The sequence below is a fragment of the Chryseobacterium proteolyticum genome, from assembly GCF_046591535.1.
GTDB classification, from domain to species: domain Bacteria; phylum Bacteroidota; class Bacteroidia; order Flavobacteriales; family Weeksellaceae; genus Chryseobacterium; species Chryseobacterium proteolyticum.
Map to the genome: position 1 here is coordinate 90,827 of NZ_JBJLWK010000004.1, position 15,618 is coordinate 106,444.

A 15,618-nucleotide genomic window follows, 5' to 3' on the forward strand; every position below is an offset into this window, starting at 1 on the left:
AAAAAATCTTTTTTATACAGTCTTATACTGGTTTTATTTTTAGTATCATGTAAAAAGGAAATTGAAAAAATAAATGATACTTTAGGAACCGATACAACTACCACAGAAAGTCCAACGGAAAAAACTGATTCAATAAAAAAAAGATTCAGTGGTTAAAAAGGAATCTGTACCTCCGGCAATGCAGGAAACCGGCTTTTATAATGCTTTTGTACTTCCAAAAGATAAAAAGCTTAGAGATTCTGTATATGCTGCATTCAGCAAAAAATATAATGAAAGAGAACGGTATGCTATTTTAGCACTGAACAGATTGGATTCTAAAAATAAATGGAATTCTGATACATTGGTAGTTCCGGCCAAAATAGATACCACACTGATGGCTTATTCACCTTTTCCAATGCAATTGGATGTATTGAGTAATGTAAAGAAATTTGTTATTTTTTCTTATCCGATTCAGGCGTATGGAGTGTATTCCAACGGGAGTCTTGTAAAGTGGGGACCTACCAGTATGGGAAAAAAAACCGCACAGACCACAAGAGGATTAACTTTTGCCAACTGGAAAAAGAAGCTTTCCATTTCAACGGTTAGTAGTGAATGGAAATTACCTTATAATTTCAATATTTTTAACACAGGAGGAATCGGATGGCATCAATATGACCTACCCGGCTATCCGGCATCGCATTCTTGCTTACGGCTATTGAAAAATGATGCCCAATGGTTATATTCTTATGCAGATACCTGGATCCTGAATCCGGGAGGAGCCACCACTAAAGCAAAAGGAACTGCAGTAATGGTTTTTGGCGATTACAAATGGGGGCACAGGAAACCGTGGAGAAATCTGTTGGATGATCCTAATGCAAATAATATTTCTGTAGAAGAAATGAATAAGCTCATAGAGCCCCATATTGAAAAAATAATAAAAGAGCAGGAGAACAGGGAAAAAGTGGCAGATTCTATCAAGGCAGCGAAGGCTGTTGAGATTCAGGAACCTGCAGTGAAGCCACAAGTGCTTGCCCCTTAAGACTTCTTTTCAAATTGTAAAGTAGATTCTTCTGCAAATTTTCTGAGCTTCTGCATTTCATCTTTAGCTTTACTTTGTCCGAATCTGGCCGCAGCATATGTTGCGGCAATACAAAGCAGCATGATAAACGAGGCATTGAGTGCCCAAGGAAATTCATTGCTTTTGATTTGTTTTTCTACATAGTACATGGTGAAAAAGGTCATCCATAAAATCGAAAAAGAGAAATAAAGAAACATAAAGAAGGTCCACACAGCCGAGCTTGGCCCGAATACCCCACGGATCACAATATCATCATCTTCTGCCTCCACGCGAAGAGAAAGTCTGGGTTTCCAGTAATTATCATAAGGTGTTTCCACACAGATGGTAGCTACCTCCTTATTGACATTGCCGGAAAATTCTCCTTTGTGTTCCTTGAGGTATTTGTTAAGGTTTTCAGCATATTCTTCCTTACTGAGATGGGTAAACATTTTAAACCTCGGTCGTGTGCGTATCTTATCTAATGTGGTTTCTTCTGTTTTCATATTATTCCTGATAGGGGATTGGGTCTTCCAGAGTAAAGCTCAGTGTAAGTTCCTGGTCTTTCCTTTTTATAAGCATGGTAATGGTTTTTCCTTCTTCAGATTTCATCAGTTCCATAATGTATTCCAAAGTCATATCAAGGGTTTTTCTACCATTGATTGTAATAATCCGGTCGTCTTTTTTTTAGTCCTGCTCTATCTGCGGGAGAATCTTTACGTACACCTGCAATAGAAAATAAAGGCTTTAGTACAAATTTATACTGTAAGTTATTATTAATCACCTCGATTTCATTACTTGCCTTTTTTGCACCGGTTTCAAGGGCTACAAAATCTTTTTCCCAGGATAATCCATCCTGTTGAAAATCAAGACCACTCATATTAAAATGGAAGGGGTCGTCATAATTTTTATTTTTCTTTAAGTAGATTTTCTGGTTAGGATAATCAAAAATGATAGTAAATCGGCGGAGAATTTCTCCACCCACTGAACCTCTTCTGTTTTCAACAAGATTTACATGCTGAATAGAAAACTCATCCGGCATCGCGGTAAGAGGCTTTTCAAACTTAAAATCCCCCAGGTAAAAGTTATGAATACGGCTTCTTTTTCCGTATACATCTCCATTAAATCCTCTGCCTAAAAAATCATCAATATTAGGACGGTTGTACACAAAATTCTTTATAAGAGTAGGAAAGAGCCATATAGGATCGCTGTTTCCTAAGTCTATAAGGAGTTTGGATGTCTTTTTTTCATTGGTCATTTCAACCTCTGCTTCAATATACGGTTTATTTTTTTCAATAGAAATGGGAAACTCCTCAAATCTTTTGGTTTTTTTCCTAAGCAGTTCAATATCGTTGTAGATGGTAATCTTTTTGGAAACGTAATCTATAGAAACAGCATGATCTTTAAAAAAATGATATCCTATGATGCCGTTAACAGGGATTCCTACATGAGAAGAAATATTAAATTCCTGATTAACGATAATAAAAAGGCTCAGAGACTTGTTGATAAAATTTTTTCCTATTGTACCTGTATTATTATCAGACCGAAATCCATCTATACTTGCGTTCCCACCTAAACCTGAAAATTTGATCTTTTCAAGCGTTGTTAGTTTTACTTCTTTGTTTTCGAGGCTGAAAATTGATGTTTCCGCAACTCCTGTATCTAACAAAAAGGTAAGATCTGCTCCATTAATATTAACCGGAATGAAAATCAGATTATTAATCAGCTTAAATGGAACTACCGTCTTTTTAGCATCTTTAATCTCAAAAGAGTTCTGAGCATTGATAAAAATGCTAATCAATAAAAGCCAGATAAAACATCGATATTTCATTTACTGAATATAAGCAATTTATCACTATGTAAAATAAAAAACATTCTCTATTTTGAGAATGTTTATGTAATTTTTAATGTTTTGTCTGATATGTTTTATTATCCGTAAATTATTTCGAAAAGAAATCCATAAGGTCAATATAATTTTTTTGATTTACTCCATGTCCACTCATGTATTCTCTGAAAGTAAAATAACAACTCAATTCATACAGCAGATCTGCAGCCTTTCTTCCCCATTCTAATGGAATTACAGCGTCATCGGTTCCATGGGAGATAAAAAATCTAAGCTTTTCCAATTTCTTTTTATCTCTAACGATATCACCTAAGATTTTCTCTTCAGGATAGCTGCTCAAACACGCCACATAATTAAATAAATCAGGATATTGTAATGCCAGGGCATAGCATAAAATTCCACCCTGACTGAAGCCGCATAAATGGGCCCTGCTTTCAGTAATTCCGTATTGATTAATTATTTTTAGAATATTCTCCAGAACACTGTTCAGAGATTCTTTTGCCTGATGGACATCTATAAAGTTTTCTGGATTATTAAAATCAATGTCATACCATGAATATCCTTCGAATTGAGTATTCTTTGGAGCCCTGAAACTAACGATGATCCAGTCGGCGGGGAGGGTTTCCCTGAAACTAAAAAGATCCTGTTCATTGCTTCCATAACCATGAAGCATAAAAAGTATTGGAGTAGAAGAAGTAATATTTTCTGGTTCTCTTACAATATAATCTAAATTCATACTACAAAGATAAGTAATAAATCAAATTGCTAAATTTTTATGTTTTGAATAATCACGGCTTTAATTTTAACTATAAAATATGAATAATGCTTAAAATCAGACATAAATATTATTTTTATTGATTTGATATTGTTTGGAAATCTTTATTGGAAATTTTTCATAAAAGTTATTTTTATATTGATAAAAAACCTATATTTGAAACATTAAAAAATCTATTTGGAGAAATGAAGCAATTTTACAAATCAAAAAGTTTATTAAGACTTTCTTTTTTATTCATCGTATTATTTTCGGTAATTTCTATATTAAATTCTTGTAAAAAAGATGATGACGATGAAGACTTTAAAGATCATATCGTACAATTTGAAGTAAAGGGGAGTACAGGTGTTATTTCAAAAACCATCGTTACTCAGGTTGGAACTACGGTAAATAATATGTATAATACTACATTGACTCCCATTACCCTTCCTTGGTCAAGCGGAGAATTTTTTGTTAACTCTAGCCAGGCCCAGTTAAATCTTTCAGCTAATGCAACGATGCCTGACGATGATTCTAAACTTATTGTGAACATTTGGATTGATGGAGAAGTGGCAAAGAGTGATACCGTTGTTGGTAAAGGTGTTTTAAGTGCTGCTGTTTTTCACAGCTTCTTGGAATTATAAGAATCAAATTTACAGATAAAGAACAAACCGCTTATTTAGGCGGTTTTCTTATTTTCAGATAATATTCTGTTGCAAGGCAAGAGTGATAAGTTCTGTTGAATTTTTAGCCTTAAATTTTTGAAGCAAATTTTTTCGATGCGTATCAACAGTAAGTGGGCTTAAAAATAATTCATTTGCAATTAATCCGCTGGTTTTTCCCTGGGCCAATAAGCTTAAAATCTGTTTTTCCCGTTTGGTAAGTCTTGGAATCATAATTTCATTTTGAGACGGTTGGCTGATGATCTGTTTGATCTCATTACAAAATACAATATCTCCCGAAAGAGCCCCTTTTACACATTTTATCAGCTCATCAATAGATGTGTTTTTTAGTAAATATCCACTGGCTCCATTTTGTACACATTGCATTACAATACTCCTTTCGGACCTGTTGCTAAACATAATAACAGAGGTATTGGGTGATTTTTTTTTTAATTTCCTTACAGAGATTAATCCCATTGGAATCCGGTAATGCAATATCCAGAAAAACAATATCCGCTTCATCGGAATTAATGAAGTTTACTGCTTCTATTCCTGAGGTAAAACTCTGAGAGATAGAAAATAAAGGTTCACTTTTCAGCATCATCTTTAGTCCCTCGATAACAATAGGATGGTCGTCTACAATTACAATTTTTATAAGATCAGTTTTCATGCGTATTGAGTTCAATATTAATACTGGTTCCGTCATGATCAGTACTGATCTCCATTTTCCCCTGAAGATAATTGATCCTGTTTCTGATATTCCGGAGCCCCATACTTTGAGGTTGTACAACATCTTTCTGAAAGCCTTTGCCATTATCCTCGATTGTAATAAAAAAAGCACTTTCAGCCTGAGAGCATTGCAGCAGAATATTGGTAGCTTCTGAATGCTTTACTGCATTGGCGAGCAATTCTTGTACGATCCTGTAAATAGAAAGCTGTGTAGATAATGATAACTTTTTGTTTATATTGAGAGGCTGGAAGTCAATAATCAAATTTTTCCTTGTGTAGAAATCACAGAGATCGCGGAGTGCTGTCTCCAGGCCAAAATTAAGCAGAGATTCAGGCATGAGATTTCTGGCAATATGTCTTAGCTCGCTTACAGAATTATCTAACTGCCCCAGTATCCTGTAAAATTCCTGTTGCTTTTCGCCAGCTAGGTTATTGGAAGACCAGGTAGAAAAATTAATTTTAACTCCCGCAAGCATACCTCCAAGTCCATCATGAAGATCTTTGGCTATGCGTTCTCTTTCCCTTTCCTCTCCATCCAGAATAGCCTTTGTAAGGCTTAATTCTTCTTTTTGTTTAATATCATTTATTTTTTGCTGAAGATTTATTTCCTTTTGCTCCGATAGCTTTCTGTTATTCCTGTAGAGTATATATAAGAAAATGACGAGAGTAAGAAAGAGGAGTAAAATCAGGCTGAGTCCCCATAAATAAGAGTTCTTCTTACTTACTTCAAGCTCTTTTTGTTTTTTTTTCTGCATCCAGGCTGGCAATTTTTCTTTCTTTTTCTGCTGTATTGTATTTTGTTTCCAGCTTGTTGATCTCCAATTTAATATTTTCGTTATTTAAGCTGTCATTTAATTTTGAATAGTTCCTTTGCCACACCAGTGCTTCCCTGATATCTCCCATTTGCTCATTTATATTTGATAATTGGAAATAAATCGTTTTCCTGTTGTTGGCATCGATAACAAGTGTTTTTTCTGCTAGGATATTCTTTAGTAAATTTCTGGCTTCAGGATATTTTTTCTGCCTCCTGAGGATATCGTATTTATTAAGATAAAACATTTGGGTAAGCAAATTCTGATGAAATTTCCTGGTATAATAAAGTCCCTTTTCAATTGTAGATAAGGTTTCTTCGCTTTTTTGCTTTGTGATGTAATATAAGGTCTTACCGTAAAGATAAAATGAATTGGATGAAGAATCCGGATAAGGTTTAATGAGTTTCTCTGCTTTATCCAGAAAAGATTTTCCCATATCTCCCTGAGCCTGGTAAAAATAATTGCTGGCTGTGTTCAGATAGGCAAAGAATAATTCGGTAGAATCATAACCGTTTTTTTCAAGCATTGTAATTGCCTTTTTATTGAAATTTTCAGCCTTTTTAAATTCTGCATTATAGGTTAGCATGAGGGCCAACTGCGTATATTCAAATGCCAGAATTTTACTGTCTCCGTATTTTTCAAGCAGTGGAAGGCTTTTTTCAAGTATCGTTTTAATGAGAAACGGATAACCTTCTTTATTTTTTTGAGCTAATCCATAGCCGAACCAACATTTAGATTGTATGAGATCCGATCCTTTAGTTTTAAATTGAGACAACAGTTCAATTCCTTTTAAATAAGAAGATGAAGCCTTTGCTTTATTACGATCTGAATAATACTGCCCTTCATAATAAAAATATTGAGCTGAGATGAAGGAGGTAGGCTTTGCTAAAGACCTTCCTTCTTCAAGATATCGTCTACTTTGGACAGAATCAATATTTCGATAATAATTAGATAACAAAAATGAAGCAATAGCTTTTGACTGATTATCCCTTTTTAATCTCATAATACCCTGCAAGCTATCTAAATAAATCTTTTCATCAAGAGGTATAATCTGCTTAGACTGTAAAGTTAAAGAGAGCAAAATGCTTAATACAAGAGCTAATCTTTTCAATTTTTTGAGTTTTGATTATGTGCTAGGATTTTATATTATCCGACTTACAATTTAGTTAAAATTTTTAGCACTAAAAATACCTAAGATTAGGTAGAAATAATTACTGTTTTTTAAGGATTGATAAGAATGTAATAGCAGGATAGCTTTGTAGGTATCAAATCAATTAATCAATAGAATTAAAAATTGTAGAAAACTTAAACAAAAAATTATGAAAAAAACGGGGTTAAATAGTAGACTAAAAAAAGCATTTATTGCAATGGTTGCAACGGTGCTTTTAGGATTTATAGCATCGTGCAGTAATGATGATGACGATAATAATGGTGGTGGAAGTTCCGGATCCAGCCATAAAGTAGTTTTTAAAGCACAAGCCTCTCCCGGAAGTAATATAGCTAATGCAGCATATGGTTACGATGCTAATAATACTCAAGTTACAGGACTTAGCGGAACAAGCTGGACGAGCCCTGAAATTACAGTTCCCGCAGGAGCTGTTATAGTAAATGGTGGAGTAGTAGGAACGGGCGCTAATGCATCTTCTACACTTAAAGTACAGATTTACATAGATGGTGAATTGAAAAAAGAAGCAACCGGCAGTGGAACAACACTTTCCGCAACAGCTAGTTACAGTTTCTAATCATAACAGTATTTTTTAATGGTAAAGCCATGAGGGAAGTCTCGTGGCTTTTGTCTTGAAAAAATATTGTCTGTTGTAAAAGAAAAACACTTTGGCAAGCCAAAGTGTTTTTCTTTTATTTGAAATGTTATTATTGAACTTTAATAATGAAGTAACTTTTCTTTCCTTTTTGCAGTAATAAAAATTTACCATCGATCAGGTCACTTTCGTTTGCTGTAAAAGTATCATTTATTTTTTGCTTGTTTACGGAAATTGAATTTCCTTTGATCTCTCTTTGGGCCTCACTTTTTGATTTTAAAAATCCTGATTTTTCTGAAAGAAGATCAATAATGTTGATTCCCAATACATCTGCTTTTGCTACTTCTTTTTGTGGAACTCCGTCAAAAACTTCAAGGAAAATTTCCTCATCCAGACTTACTAAATCTTCAGCAGTGGAGCGGCCGAAAAGAATTTCTGAAGCCTTTAAAGCCTTTTCATATTCTTCTCTTCCATGAACCCATACGGTTACTTCTTCAGCTAATTTCTTTTGAAGCTTTCTTTCATGTGGAGCTGTTTTGTGCTCTTCTATTAATGCTTCAATTTCTTCTTTACCCAGGAATGTATAAAATTTAATAAATCTTTCGGCATCAGCATCGGTTGCATTCAGCCAGAATTGGTAGAATTTATACGGTGATGTTTTCTTCTTATCTAACCAGTAATTTTCACCACTCTCGGATTTTCCGAATTTGGAGCCATCTGCTTTCGTGATCAAAGGAACCGTTAATGCAAAAGCTTCTCCTTGTGCCTTTCTGCGGATCAGTTCTGTCCCTGTAGTGATATTTCCCCACTGATCAGAACCTCCCATTTGTAACTTTACATTATTATTCTGGTACAAGTGCAGGAAATCATACCCCTGAATCAGCTGATAAGTAAATTCAGTAAAACTCATCCCTTCAGCTCCGGCTTCCCCTGAGAATCTCTTCTTTACGGAATCTTTAGCCATCATATAGTTTACAGTGATGTTTTTTCCCACATTTTTGGCAAAGTCTAAAAACGAGATGTTTTTCATCCAGTCGTAATTGTTTACCAACTCAGCCTTATTGGCTCCATCTCCATCAAAATTCAGAAACTGAGAAAGCTGATTTTTCAAACAGTCGACATAATGTAAAAGTGTTTCCTCATCCAGAAGATTTCTCTCTGCAGACTTTCCTGAAGGATCCCCGATCATCCCGGTAGCACCTCCTACTAATGCAATAGGCTTGTGGCCATGCTGTTGAAAATGAGCTAAAATTTTAATTTGAATAAGACTTCCAATATGCAAAGAATCAGCAGTTGGATCAAAACCGATATACGCAGTAGTTACCTCTTTATTCAGTTGTTCATCGGTTCCTGGCATCATATCAGCAAAAAGACCACGCCATTTTAATTCTTCAATAAAGGAATTCATATTATAATTTTTCTTTAAAATTTAACTGTGCAAAGATAGTAAATTCAGAAGTACGGATGGTAAAGTGTGAGGGCTAAAAAGCGAAAAGCCAAAAAACTGAAAGGCAAGAATCCCATACTATATGGGTCAATTTACCCTTCATGATTTCTCGATCACGGCATAATCATTTTATCATGTAAAAGCTGTCCAGGTAACTGTTTTATGAATCCTGGATTTTGCGATTTTGCCATTCAGCCTTATTGTCATTTCCCTGAAAATAAATTATATTTGTTACTAATGAACGACGAACAGTTATTTTCACTTATTCAGAAAGCTAAAGAAAAAGACCAGAAGGCCCAAACAAAACTCATTAATGTTTTTTGGGTGGATGTCTTTTCTTTTGTGATGAAAAAAGTCCGTGACGAAAATGATACAGATGAAATTACGGTCAATGTTTTTTCAAAGGTGTTATCTAAACTGGATATGTACGATCCTCATTTTCAGTTTAAAACATGGATACTGACAATTGCTCAGAATACGGTTATTGATTTTTGGCGAAAGAGAAGCCGTGAAAATCAGGATCCGACAGAAAACCTGGATGAAGTGAAGAACCAGTTTGCCAAATCTCCGGAAGAACTGATGATTTCTGATGAAGAGCAAAAGAAAATCATTAAAACAATTGAATCCTTAGATGCCAATTATCAGGATATCATAAAACTCAGATTTTTTGAAGAGAAAAGCATAAAAGAAATAGCTGAAGAGTTGGGAATTTCTGTTGCAAATACCAAAGTAAGGGTAATGCGTGCTAAAAAAGTCCTGGCTGAGCTTCTCAAAAACAATGAGTTTGATGAGGATTGATAAGTATTAAAATATCTCTCAAGTTTCAAAAGATATGACTACAAATGAAACTCAGCTTTTGTTTTTGGAAACTTAAAAGTTCTTTCTTCTGAATTTCTGTTTTGTAGATTAATCTTCCAGTCTTTTTTTTATGACGGTTTCTTTTTCAGATTTTCCGTTGTCTGGGTTATCTTTACCTTCTACTTCTTTAGAATATACCAACTGTCCGGTGGAAAGGTTATAATCAATATCCGCCCAATAGTCTCCCGGTCTTCCGTAGCTAAGGGAGTGACCAATCAGTTCGAAATGTCCGTTCTGAAAACGGTATTTATCGGTGTATCCCCATTTCCAGCTGCTTCCACCAGCCTGAGTAATTTCTAAAATTCCTTTTTTAATGGCCATACTCTGATAAGGATCTCCCATCATTCCTCCATGATTGCTTTCGAGGATAGCTTTTCTTGATTTTTCTAAGATGCTCCACTTACCATTTGTTTTTTTTAGAATCTGGATTTCACGGATATTTCCCATATCCGTAGTATCTTTCGTATTGTAGATAATTACTTTTTCTGGGATTTTATCTCCGTCAAGATCGCCATCTACGGTTTCTATAATCTCAGATCCCACCGGTTGAAATTCTTTTTGGGCAGAACAAATGATACTGAAGAATAGAGATAAAAGGAAGAAGGTTGTTTTCATGGAAAAAATTTGGTGATCTAAATTACAATTATATTTTTAATTATGTGTTCCATCAATTTCTGCATTAGATGGTTTCCATTAAAAATTCCTTAACTTTGAAGTTCAATTTTAGAAATGGAAAATTTAGTTCAAGACACTACCGTTCAAAAACCAAAGTGGATTCGTGTAAAACTGCCTACCGGAAAGAATTACAGAGAACTGAGAACCTTGGTTGATAAATATAAATTAAATACAATTTGCCAGAGCGGGAGCTGCCCGAATATGGGGGAATGTTGGGGTGAGGGAACTGCAACTTTCATGATCCTGGGGAATATCTGTACGCGGAGCTGTGGATTTTGTGGTGTAAAAACCGGAAAACCTATGGATGTAAACTGGGATGAACCCGAGAAGGTAGCACGTTCGATCAAATTAATGAAAATTAAGCACGCAGTACTTACTTCAGTGGACCGCGATGATCTGAAGGATATGGGATCCATTCTGTGGGGGGAAACTGTAAATGCGGTACGAAGAATTTCTCCGGGAACTACAATGGAAACATTGATTCCTGATTTCCAGGGAATAACAAAGCACCTTGATCGATTGGTGGATGTTGCTCCGGAAGTGATTTCTCATAACATGGAAACAGTAAAACGTTTAACAAGGGAAGTGAGAATTCAGGCGAAATATGAAAGAAGCCTTGAAGTATTAAGATACCTGAAAGAAGCAGGACAGAGAAGAACCAAAACGGGTGTTATGCTTGGTTTGGGAGAAACAAGAGATGAAGTTTTCCAGACGATTGAGGACATCAGAAATGCCAACGTGGATGTGATTACCTTGGGGCAGTATCTTCAGCCTACTAAAAAACATCTTCCTGTAAAAAAATTCATTACACCGGAAGAATTTGATGAATTCGGTGATTTTGCAAGAAGTTTAGGTTTCAGACATGTTGAAAGTTCACCACTTGTAAGAAGTTCTTATCACGCAGAAAAACATATTCACTAAAAATACAAATCGCTCCAACACGGAGTGATTTTTTTTATTAGAAAAGGGCAGTTGATATGTAAATCAGCAAAACTCAATTTAGCTATTTAGCCTTCATCACCCCTCAATTTTAGCCAAATGCTTTTTCCTGAACTCTGATGGTGTTTCACCTACATGCTGTTTGAATAGCTTATTAAAATACGACAGACTTTCAAAACCTACCTGGAAACAAACTTCCGTTACGGACGAATCCTTTAACAAAAATATCTTTGCCTGATTGATCCTGTAGTTGTTTACAAAATCAGTAAATGTCATATTGGTTTGCTTTTTAAAATACCGGCAGAAAGCCGCAGTACTCAGGTTTACTGTTGCTGCAATGTGATTGACATTCGTTTTTTTTATCATAGTTTTCATGAATGTAATCGTAAATTGTTCCCATTCTTATTTTATCGTTAAGAAACCATTTGATCCGGGTATCTTCGTTATTCAGTTCTTTTACTTCATTTGAGTTGGCAAGGATCTGTAGGATTTCAATTAATCCGATGAGGGAATCAAAATTTCCTGTAGTCATGAGGCTATGCATTTTTTCAACGACGATCCGCTTTGTGTCTCCGGAGAAAGATAGTCCAAGATAGGAACGTTCCAGAAGATGTCTGATATCGTCAAATTCGGGAACCGGATCAATAATATCCTGTAAAAAATTTTCTCTCATCTGGAGAACCATCTGTCTGCACTCTGTTTGGATTTTGTAATCGAAGTTGAGATGTGGAACATTAGAGCCAATCAGTAAAAGGTCACTATTAGTAAAACCGGAAATATCTTTTCCTATATGGCGGATTCCATTTATGGCTTCAACATAAACCAATTCTATTTCAGGATGATAATGCCAGAAAAAGCAGTCTTTCAAGGAAGGAGAAAAAAGCTTGAATGATTTTCCTTTTTCGAAGTCAATAATTTCTTTCTGGATTTTCATTTGGTTCTATCTTGATTATTTTAAGATTTAAAATTAAATAAAAAGGTCAATATGGAGCAAATTTTTATCATTTGAGTGGAAGCAAAATTCAAAATTTCTATCGATTTTTGCACTTTCAAATAATAGGATTGCTTTTACTATCTCTAAAACAAAGAAGCAATTGAAAGAAACAAAATGATATGGGAATGATAGATAAGAGGATTATACCACTGGCCATTGGTGGTTTGGGGATTGGAACAACAGAATTCACCATTATGGGCTTACTGCCCGATATTGCTAAAACTTTACAGGTAAGTATTCCCGAAGCCGGGCATCTTATTTCTGCATATGCACTAGGAGTCGTTATTGGGGCTCCGATATTAATCGGTTACTCTGTGAAGTTTCCACCTAAAAAAGTATTGATTGTTTTAATGATGATTTTTACTTTGTTTAACGGTTTATCAGCGATAGCACCAGATTACACATCAATGCTCATTATCCGGTTTTTGTCTGGCCTGCCACATGGAGCATTTTTCGGAGTAGGGACCGTAGTGGCATCTCGGCTGGCAGGAAAAGGCAAGGAGGCATTCTATATTTCTTTAATGTTCACCGGGCTTACTATAGCGAACCTGGCAATGGTGCCCCTGGTCACTTATATAGGGCATACCTTCCACTGGAGATGGTATTTCGTGATTGTCGCGGTAATTGGATTATTTGCCTTATTGTTTTTAAAGTTCTGGCTTCCTACCATGGAAACAAAGCAGGATACACACTTTCTGGAGGAATTAAAATTTCTAAAACATAAACAATCCTGGCTGGTATTATTAATTACCGCAATAGGATTTGGCGGACTATTTACCTGGTTTAGTTATATTACACCACTAATGACCATCATTGCAGGCATTAAGGCAAGCCAGATGGCATATGTTATGATTTTGGCGGGAGCAGGAATGGTAGTGGGAAATCTGGCTGGAGGTTTTTTATCAGATAAATTAGGGCCCGAAAAAACATGTTCTCTTTTATTACTTCTGATGATGTCGTCATTGGCAGGTGTATTTTTCTTTTCAGAAAACAGTATTATTGCTCTGGTACTTACTTTTGTATGTGGTGCGTTATCAATGTCTGTGGCTGCCCCGATTAATATTATGATGATGAAAGCCGCTCCAAGAAGCGAAATGATGGCTGCGGCCTTTATGCAGGCTGCTTTTAATATTGCCAATGCAATGGGAGCATTTTTAGGTGGAATTCCTTTAGAAAATGGATTTTCGTTTAAATATCCTTCTTTGGTGGGTGTCGGAATGACGTTTATAGGACTGATGATCAGTATACGGTATATGTATTTATACAGATCTTCAAAACTTATAACAGAAGAAATAACAGTGGAATGTATTCCGGGAGATCAATAAAAAAAAGAGGCATTTGCCTCTTTTTTTAACCCTTTATGCTTCAACTTCATTACCGTTCTTACACCAGTAAAGGGCATTGTATACATTTTCTTTAGGAAAAGACTTAAATTCACCGGGCATCAGGACACTGAATATATCGGTGAAATTCTGAACACCTTTGCTATCCGTGACAATAGCTGTACGATTCCATTTAGCAAGGTTTTTTAGTCCCAAAAGTGCGTCTTGTAACCAGGCTCCCATGGTAAAATTCTCCAGATCCGTATCTAAATACAACAAATAATTAAGTTCATCAAACTGATCGACCTTTTGTTTTACATGGGGAATAACAAGGTTTTCAAAGTCCTCTCGGGTCACTTCTCCCGTTGCGCTGAACGCCGCAACATTCTCCGGGGCATCTGGAATAATAGTAATCATAGTATATTTTTTATGGTTTGGTGGTATTTCACCAACAATAATTACACCAATAATCGTCCGAAAATCGTTAAAATACTCACAAATATTAGTATTTTAGTTTAAAATATTAATATGGATTTAAAATCGAATGAACCATTTTGGTTATTAAAGAATGGATTGACAGCCTCTTATCCTTCTTTAAAATCAGATGAAGAATGTGATGTATTGATTATCGGGGGTGGAATAACGGGAAGTCTGATTGCCCACCAGATGGTAAAAGATGGATACAGGACGATCCTTATTGATAAACGGGAGATTTGTAACGGAAGCACCTCAGCCACTACTTCTATGCTGCAATATGAAATTGATATTCCACTTTTTAAACTGATTGATCAGATCGGGGAAAAAGGAGCTGTTGAAAGCTACAAAGCCTGTTCAGATGCTATTGATATTATAGAACAGCTTACAAAAGAATTAAAATCAAAGGCCGGTTTTAAAAGAAAGAGATCTCTGTATTATGCGTCAAGAAAAAAAGATGTCCCGTGGTTGCAGCAGGAATTTGAAGCCAGAAAAAAATACGGATTCGAAGTGGAATGGCTGGATGCTGAAGAAATTCAAAAAGAATTCGGATTTCAAAATACATTTGGAGGAATTGTATCTAAGCAGGGAGCAAGCGTAGATGCATTCAAATTGGCCCATGAATTATTGGAATTTAATCATAGGAAAGGACTTCTTGTATTTGATAAGACAGAGATGAAAGCGGCAAAGAGTTACAGAGGATATAATCTTGTAAGCACAATAAAAGGACCTCAGATCAAAGCTAAAAAGATCATTTATTGTATAGGCTATGAGAGTAAAAGTCTGATCAAAGAAAATTTTGTGGATCTCAAAAGCACATATGCTCTAGTTTCCGAGATTGATGATGATAAATTTAAAAATATCTCCAGTACACTGGTCTGGAATACAGATGAACCTTATATGTATATGAGGACTACTGATGACGGAAGGTTACTGATCGGAGGAGGGGATGAGGATTTTTATGACGCGAAAAAGCGGGATGCATTGCTTGATAAAAAAGAAAGACAGATTCTGAAAACATTAAAAAAGATCAGACCCGATTACCATTTTTATACAGATTTTGTATGGGCTGGAACCTTCGGGGAAACTAAAGACGGGTTACCTTATATAGGTGAACATGAGAAATTCAATAATTCCTATTTTGTGCTTGGTTTTGGTGGGAACGGGATTACTTTTTCAGTTACAGGAATGGAAATGACATCTCTTTTTATGAAAAATAAAAAACATCCCTTATCGAGATATTTTAAGTTTGAAAGATAAAACCAGATGGTTATCAAAACATCATCCACCTGGTTTTATCATTACTATATTGGTGGCTT

Annotated in this window: 20 protein-coding genes; 7 read left to right on the forward strand and 13 right to left on the reverse strand. The window is 35.4% G+C overall.

Features of this window, described 5'->3' with window-relative positions; translation table 11 throughout:
* Nucleotides 1-148: 148 nt before the first annotated feature.
* Nucleotides 149-1,018: a L,D-transpeptidase gene (locus ACJ5H0_RS16165; protein ID WP_411250509.1), complete on the forward strand. Its 870-nt coding sequence runs from the start codon at nt 149-151 to the stop codon at nt 1,016-1,018.
* On the opposite strand, the gene ACJ5H0_RS16170 is transcribed toward ACJ5H0_RS16165, so the two are convergent.
* The 4 genes from ACJ5H0_RS16170 to ACJ5H0_RS16185 form a co-directional block, all read right to left on the reverse strand.
* Entirely contained in the window at nt 1,015-1,539 is a 525-nt protein-coding gene (locus tag ACJ5H0_RS16170; protein ID WP_172276716.1) for a hypothetical protein, read from the reverse strand. The genes ACJ5H0_RS16165 and ACJ5H0_RS16170 overlap by 4 nt on opposite strands.
* A 1-nt stretch (nt 1,540) precedes the next feature.
* Entirely contained in the window at nt 1,541-1,672 is a 132-nt protein-coding gene (locus ACJ5H0_RS16175) for a hypothetical protein (protein ID WP_411250512.1), read from the reverse strand.
* A 13-nt stretch (nt 1,673-1,685) separates the two neighbouring features.
* The gene (locus ACJ5H0_RS16180; protein ID WP_411250514.1) at nt 1,686-2,864 is read right to left on the reverse strand and encodes an aspartyl protease family protein; all 1,179 of its coding nucleotides are present in this window, start codon (nt 2,862-2,864) and stop codon (nt 1,686-1,688) included.
* Nucleotides 2,865-2,973: 109 nt separating this feature from the next.
* A complete protein-coding gene (locus tag ACJ5H0_RS16185) occupies nt 2,974-3,612 on the reverse strand; it encodes an alpha/beta hydrolase (RefSeq protein WP_411250516.1) in 639 nt (212 codons plus the stop codon).
* A gap of 146 nt (nt 3,613-3,758) precedes the next feature.
* Between ACJ5H0_RS16185 and ACJ5H0_RS16190 the strand changes: the two genes are divergently transcribed.
* Complete coding sequence (locus ACJ5H0_RS16190; protein ID WP_306611176.1) at nt 3,759-4,271, forward strand: hypothetical protein; 513 nt, start codon at nt 3,759-3,761, stop codon at nt 4,269-4,271.
* 54 nt (nt 4,272-4,325) lie between these two features.
* Here ACJ5H0_RS16190 and ACJ5H0_RS16195 read toward each other — a convergent pair whose 3' ends face one another.
* The 4 genes from ACJ5H0_RS16195 to ACJ5H0_RS16210 are packed head-to-tail and all read right to left on the reverse strand — an operon-like array spanning nt 4,326 to nt 6,941.
* Complete coding sequence (locus ACJ5H0_RS16195; protein WP_411250519.1) at nt 4,326-4,676, reverse strand: response regulator transcription factor; 351 nt, start codon at nt 4,674-4,676, stop codon at nt 4,326-4,328.
* Between the two features lie 25 nt (nt 4,677-4,701).
* Nucleotides 4,702-4,959 carry a response regulator transcription factor gene (locus tag ACJ5H0_RS16200; protein ID WP_411250522.1) on the reverse strand — a complete coding sequence of 86 codons (258 nt, stop codon included), beginning with the start codon at nt 4,957-4,959 and terminating at the stop codon, nt 4,702-4,704.
* A complete protein-coding gene (locus ACJ5H0_RS16205) occupies nt 4,949-5,773 on the reverse strand; it encodes a sensor histidine kinase (RefSeq protein WP_411250525.1) in 825 nt (274 codons plus the stop codon). The genes ACJ5H0_RS16200 and ACJ5H0_RS16205 overlap by 11 nt, the downstream gene beginning before the upstream one ends.
* A complete protein-coding gene (locus ACJ5H0_RS16210; protein WP_411250526.1) occupies nt 5,745-6,941 on the reverse strand; it encodes a hypothetical protein in 1,197 nt (398 codons plus the stop codon). The genes ACJ5H0_RS16205 and ACJ5H0_RS16210 overlap by 29 nt, the downstream gene beginning before the upstream one ends.
* Nucleotides 6,942-7,149: 208 nt before the next feature.
* Here ACJ5H0_RS16210 and ACJ5H0_RS16215 point away from each other — a divergent pair, with 208 nt between their 5' ends.
* Complete coding sequence (locus ACJ5H0_RS16215; RefSeq protein WP_411250528.1) at nt 7,150-7,572, forward strand: hypothetical protein; 423 nt, start codon at nt 7,150-7,152, stop codon at nt 7,570-7,572.
* A gap of 130 nt (nt 7,573-7,702) precedes the next feature.
* Here the strand turns inward: ACJ5H0_RS16215 and tyrS are convergent, their stop codons facing one another.
* Nucleotides 7,703-8,998, reverse strand: coding sequence for a tyrosine--tRNA ligase (gene tyrS / locus ACJ5H0_RS16220; protein WP_411250530.1), 1,296 nt, complete (start codon nt 8,996-8,998; stop codon nt 7,703-7,705).
* Between the two features lie 276 nt (nt 8,999-9,274).
* Here tyrS and ACJ5H0_RS16225 point away from each other — a divergent pair, with 276 nt between their 5' ends.
* Nucleotides 9,275-9,835, forward strand: coding sequence for an RNA polymerase sigma factor (locus tag ACJ5H0_RS16225; protein WP_273650931.1), 561 nt, complete (start codon nt 9,275-9,277; stop codon nt 9,833-9,835).
* 108 nt (nt 9,836-9,943) lie between these two features.
* Here the strand turns inward: ACJ5H0_RS16225 and ACJ5H0_RS16230 are convergent, their stop codons facing one another.
* A complete protein-coding gene (locus ACJ5H0_RS16230; protein WP_411250534.1) occupies nt 9,944-10,510 on the reverse strand; it encodes a hypothetical protein in 567 nt (188 codons plus the stop codon).
* A 114-nt stretch (nt 10,511-10,624) separates the two neighbouring features.
* Between ACJ5H0_RS16230 and lipA the strand changes: the two genes are divergently transcribed.
* The gene (gene lipA, locus ACJ5H0_RS16235; RefSeq protein ID WP_172276733.1) at nt 10,625-11,491 is read left to right on the forward strand and encodes a lipoyl synthase; all 867 of its coding nucleotides are present in this window, start codon (nt 10,625-10,627) and stop codon (nt 11,489-11,491) included.
* 96 nt (nt 11,492-11,587) lie between these two features.
* Here lipA and ACJ5H0_RS16240 read toward each other — a convergent pair whose 3' ends face one another.
* Together ACJ5H0_RS16240 and ACJ5H0_RS16245 are read right to left on the reverse strand one after the other, a co-directional pair.
* A complete protein-coding gene (locus tag ACJ5H0_RS16240; RefSeq protein ID WP_411250536.1) occupies nt 11,588-11,884 on the reverse strand; it encodes a helix-turn-helix domain-containing protein in 297 nt (98 codons plus the stop codon).
* Nucleotides 11,799-12,443 (reverse strand): cupin domain-containing protein, encoded by a 645-nt coding sequence (locus tag ACJ5H0_RS16245; RefSeq protein WP_411250539.1) that lies wholly within the window; start codon nt 12,441-12,443, stop codon nt 11,799-11,801. The genes ACJ5H0_RS16240 and ACJ5H0_RS16245 overlap by 86 nt, the downstream gene beginning before the upstream one ends.
* Before the next feature lie 188 nt (nt 12,444-12,631).
* Here ACJ5H0_RS16245 and ACJ5H0_RS16250 point away from each other — a divergent pair, with 188 nt between their 5' ends.
* Nucleotides 12,632-13,828, forward strand: coding sequence for an MFS transporter (locus ACJ5H0_RS16250; protein WP_458796245.1), 1,197 nt, complete (start codon nt 12,632-12,634; stop codon nt 13,826-13,828).
* A gap of 33 nt (nt 13,829-13,861) precedes the next feature.
* On the opposite strand, the gene ACJ5H0_RS16255 is transcribed toward ACJ5H0_RS16250, so the two are convergent.
* A complete protein-coding gene (locus tag ACJ5H0_RS16255; RefSeq protein ID WP_172276742.1) occupies nt 13,862-14,242 on the reverse strand; it encodes a SpoIIAA family protein in 381 nt (126 codons plus the stop codon).
* A 111-nt stretch (nt 14,243-14,353) separates the two neighbouring features.
* Between ACJ5H0_RS16255 and ACJ5H0_RS16260 the strand changes: the two genes are divergently transcribed.
* Complete coding sequence (locus tag ACJ5H0_RS16260; RefSeq protein WP_411250544.1) at nt 14,354-15,559, forward strand: NAD(P)/FAD-dependent oxidoreductase; 1,206 nt, start codon at nt 14,354-14,356, stop codon at nt 15,557-15,559.
* The last annotated feature ends 59 nt before the right edge of the window (nt 15,560-15,618 follow it).

What these genes read in the sequence shown, in the direction of transcription:
- ACJ5H0_RS16170 (WP_172276716.1), bottom strand. Translation starts at nt 1,539, where the DNA reads ATGAAAACAGAAGAAACCACATTAGATAAGATACGCACACGACCGAGG.
- ACJ5H0_RS16175 (WP_411250512.1), bottom strand. Translation starts at nt 1,672, where the DNA reads ATGACTTTGGAATACATTATGGAACTGATGAAATCTGAAGAAGGAAAA.
- ACJ5H0_RS16180 (WP_411250514.1), bottom strand. Translation starts at nt 2,864, where the DNA reads ATGAAATATCGATGTTTTATCTGGCTTTTATTGATTAGCATTTTTATC.
- ACJ5H0_RS16185 (WP_411250516.1), bottom strand. Translation starts at nt 3,612, where the DNA reads ATGAATTTAGATTATATTGTAAGAGAACCAGAAAATATTACTTCTTCT.
- ACJ5H0_RS16195 (WP_411250519.1), bottom strand. Translation starts at nt 4,676, where the DNA reads ATGCAATGTGTACAAAATGGAGCCAGTGGATATTTACTAAAAAACACA.
- ACJ5H0_RS16200 (WP_411250522.1), bottom strand. Translation starts at nt 4,959, where the DNA reads ATGAAAACTGATCTTATAAAAATTGTAATTGTAGACGACCATCCTATT.
- ACJ5H0_RS16205 (WP_411250525.1), bottom strand. Translation starts at nt 5,773, where the DNA reads ATGCAGAAAAAAAAACAAAAAGAGCTTGAAGTAAGTAAGAAGAACTCT.
- ACJ5H0_RS16215 (WP_411250528.1), top strand. Translation starts at nt 7,150, where the DNA reads ATGAAAAAAACGGGGTTAAATAGTAGACTAAAAAAAGCATTTATTGCA.
- tyrS (WP_411250530.1), bottom strand. Translation starts at nt 8,998, where the DNA reads ATGAATTCCTTTATTGAAGAATTAAAATGGCGTGGTCTTTTTGCTGAT.
- ACJ5H0_RS16225 (WP_273650931.1), top strand. Translation starts at nt 9,275, where the DNA reads ATGAACGACGAACAGTTATTTTCACTTATTCAGAAAGCTAAAGAAAAA.
- ACJ5H0_RS16230 (WP_411250534.1), bottom strand. Translation starts at nt 10,510, where the DNA reads ATGAAAACAACCTTCTTCCTTTTATCTCTATTCTTCAGTATCATTTGT.
- lipA (WP_172276733.1), top strand. Translation starts at nt 10,625, where the DNA reads ATGGAAAATTTAGTTCAAGACACTACCGTTCAAAAACCAAAGTGGATT.
- ACJ5H0_RS16240 (WP_411250536.1), bottom strand. Translation starts at nt 11,884, where the DNA reads ATGAAAACTATGATAAAAAAAACGAATGTCAATCACATTGCAGCAACA.
- ACJ5H0_RS16245 (WP_411250539.1), bottom strand. Translation starts at nt 12,443, where the DNA reads ATGAAAATCCAGAAAGAAATTATTGACTTCGAAAAAGGAAAATCATTC.
- ACJ5H0_RS16255 (WP_172276742.1), bottom strand. Translation starts at nt 14,242, where the DNA reads ATGATTACTATTATTCCAGATGCCCCGGAGAATGTTGCGGCGTTCAGC.
- ACJ5H0_RS16260 (WP_411250544.1), top strand. Translation starts at nt 14,354, where the DNA reads ATGGATTTAAAATCGAATGAACCATTTTGGTTATTAAAGAATGGATTG.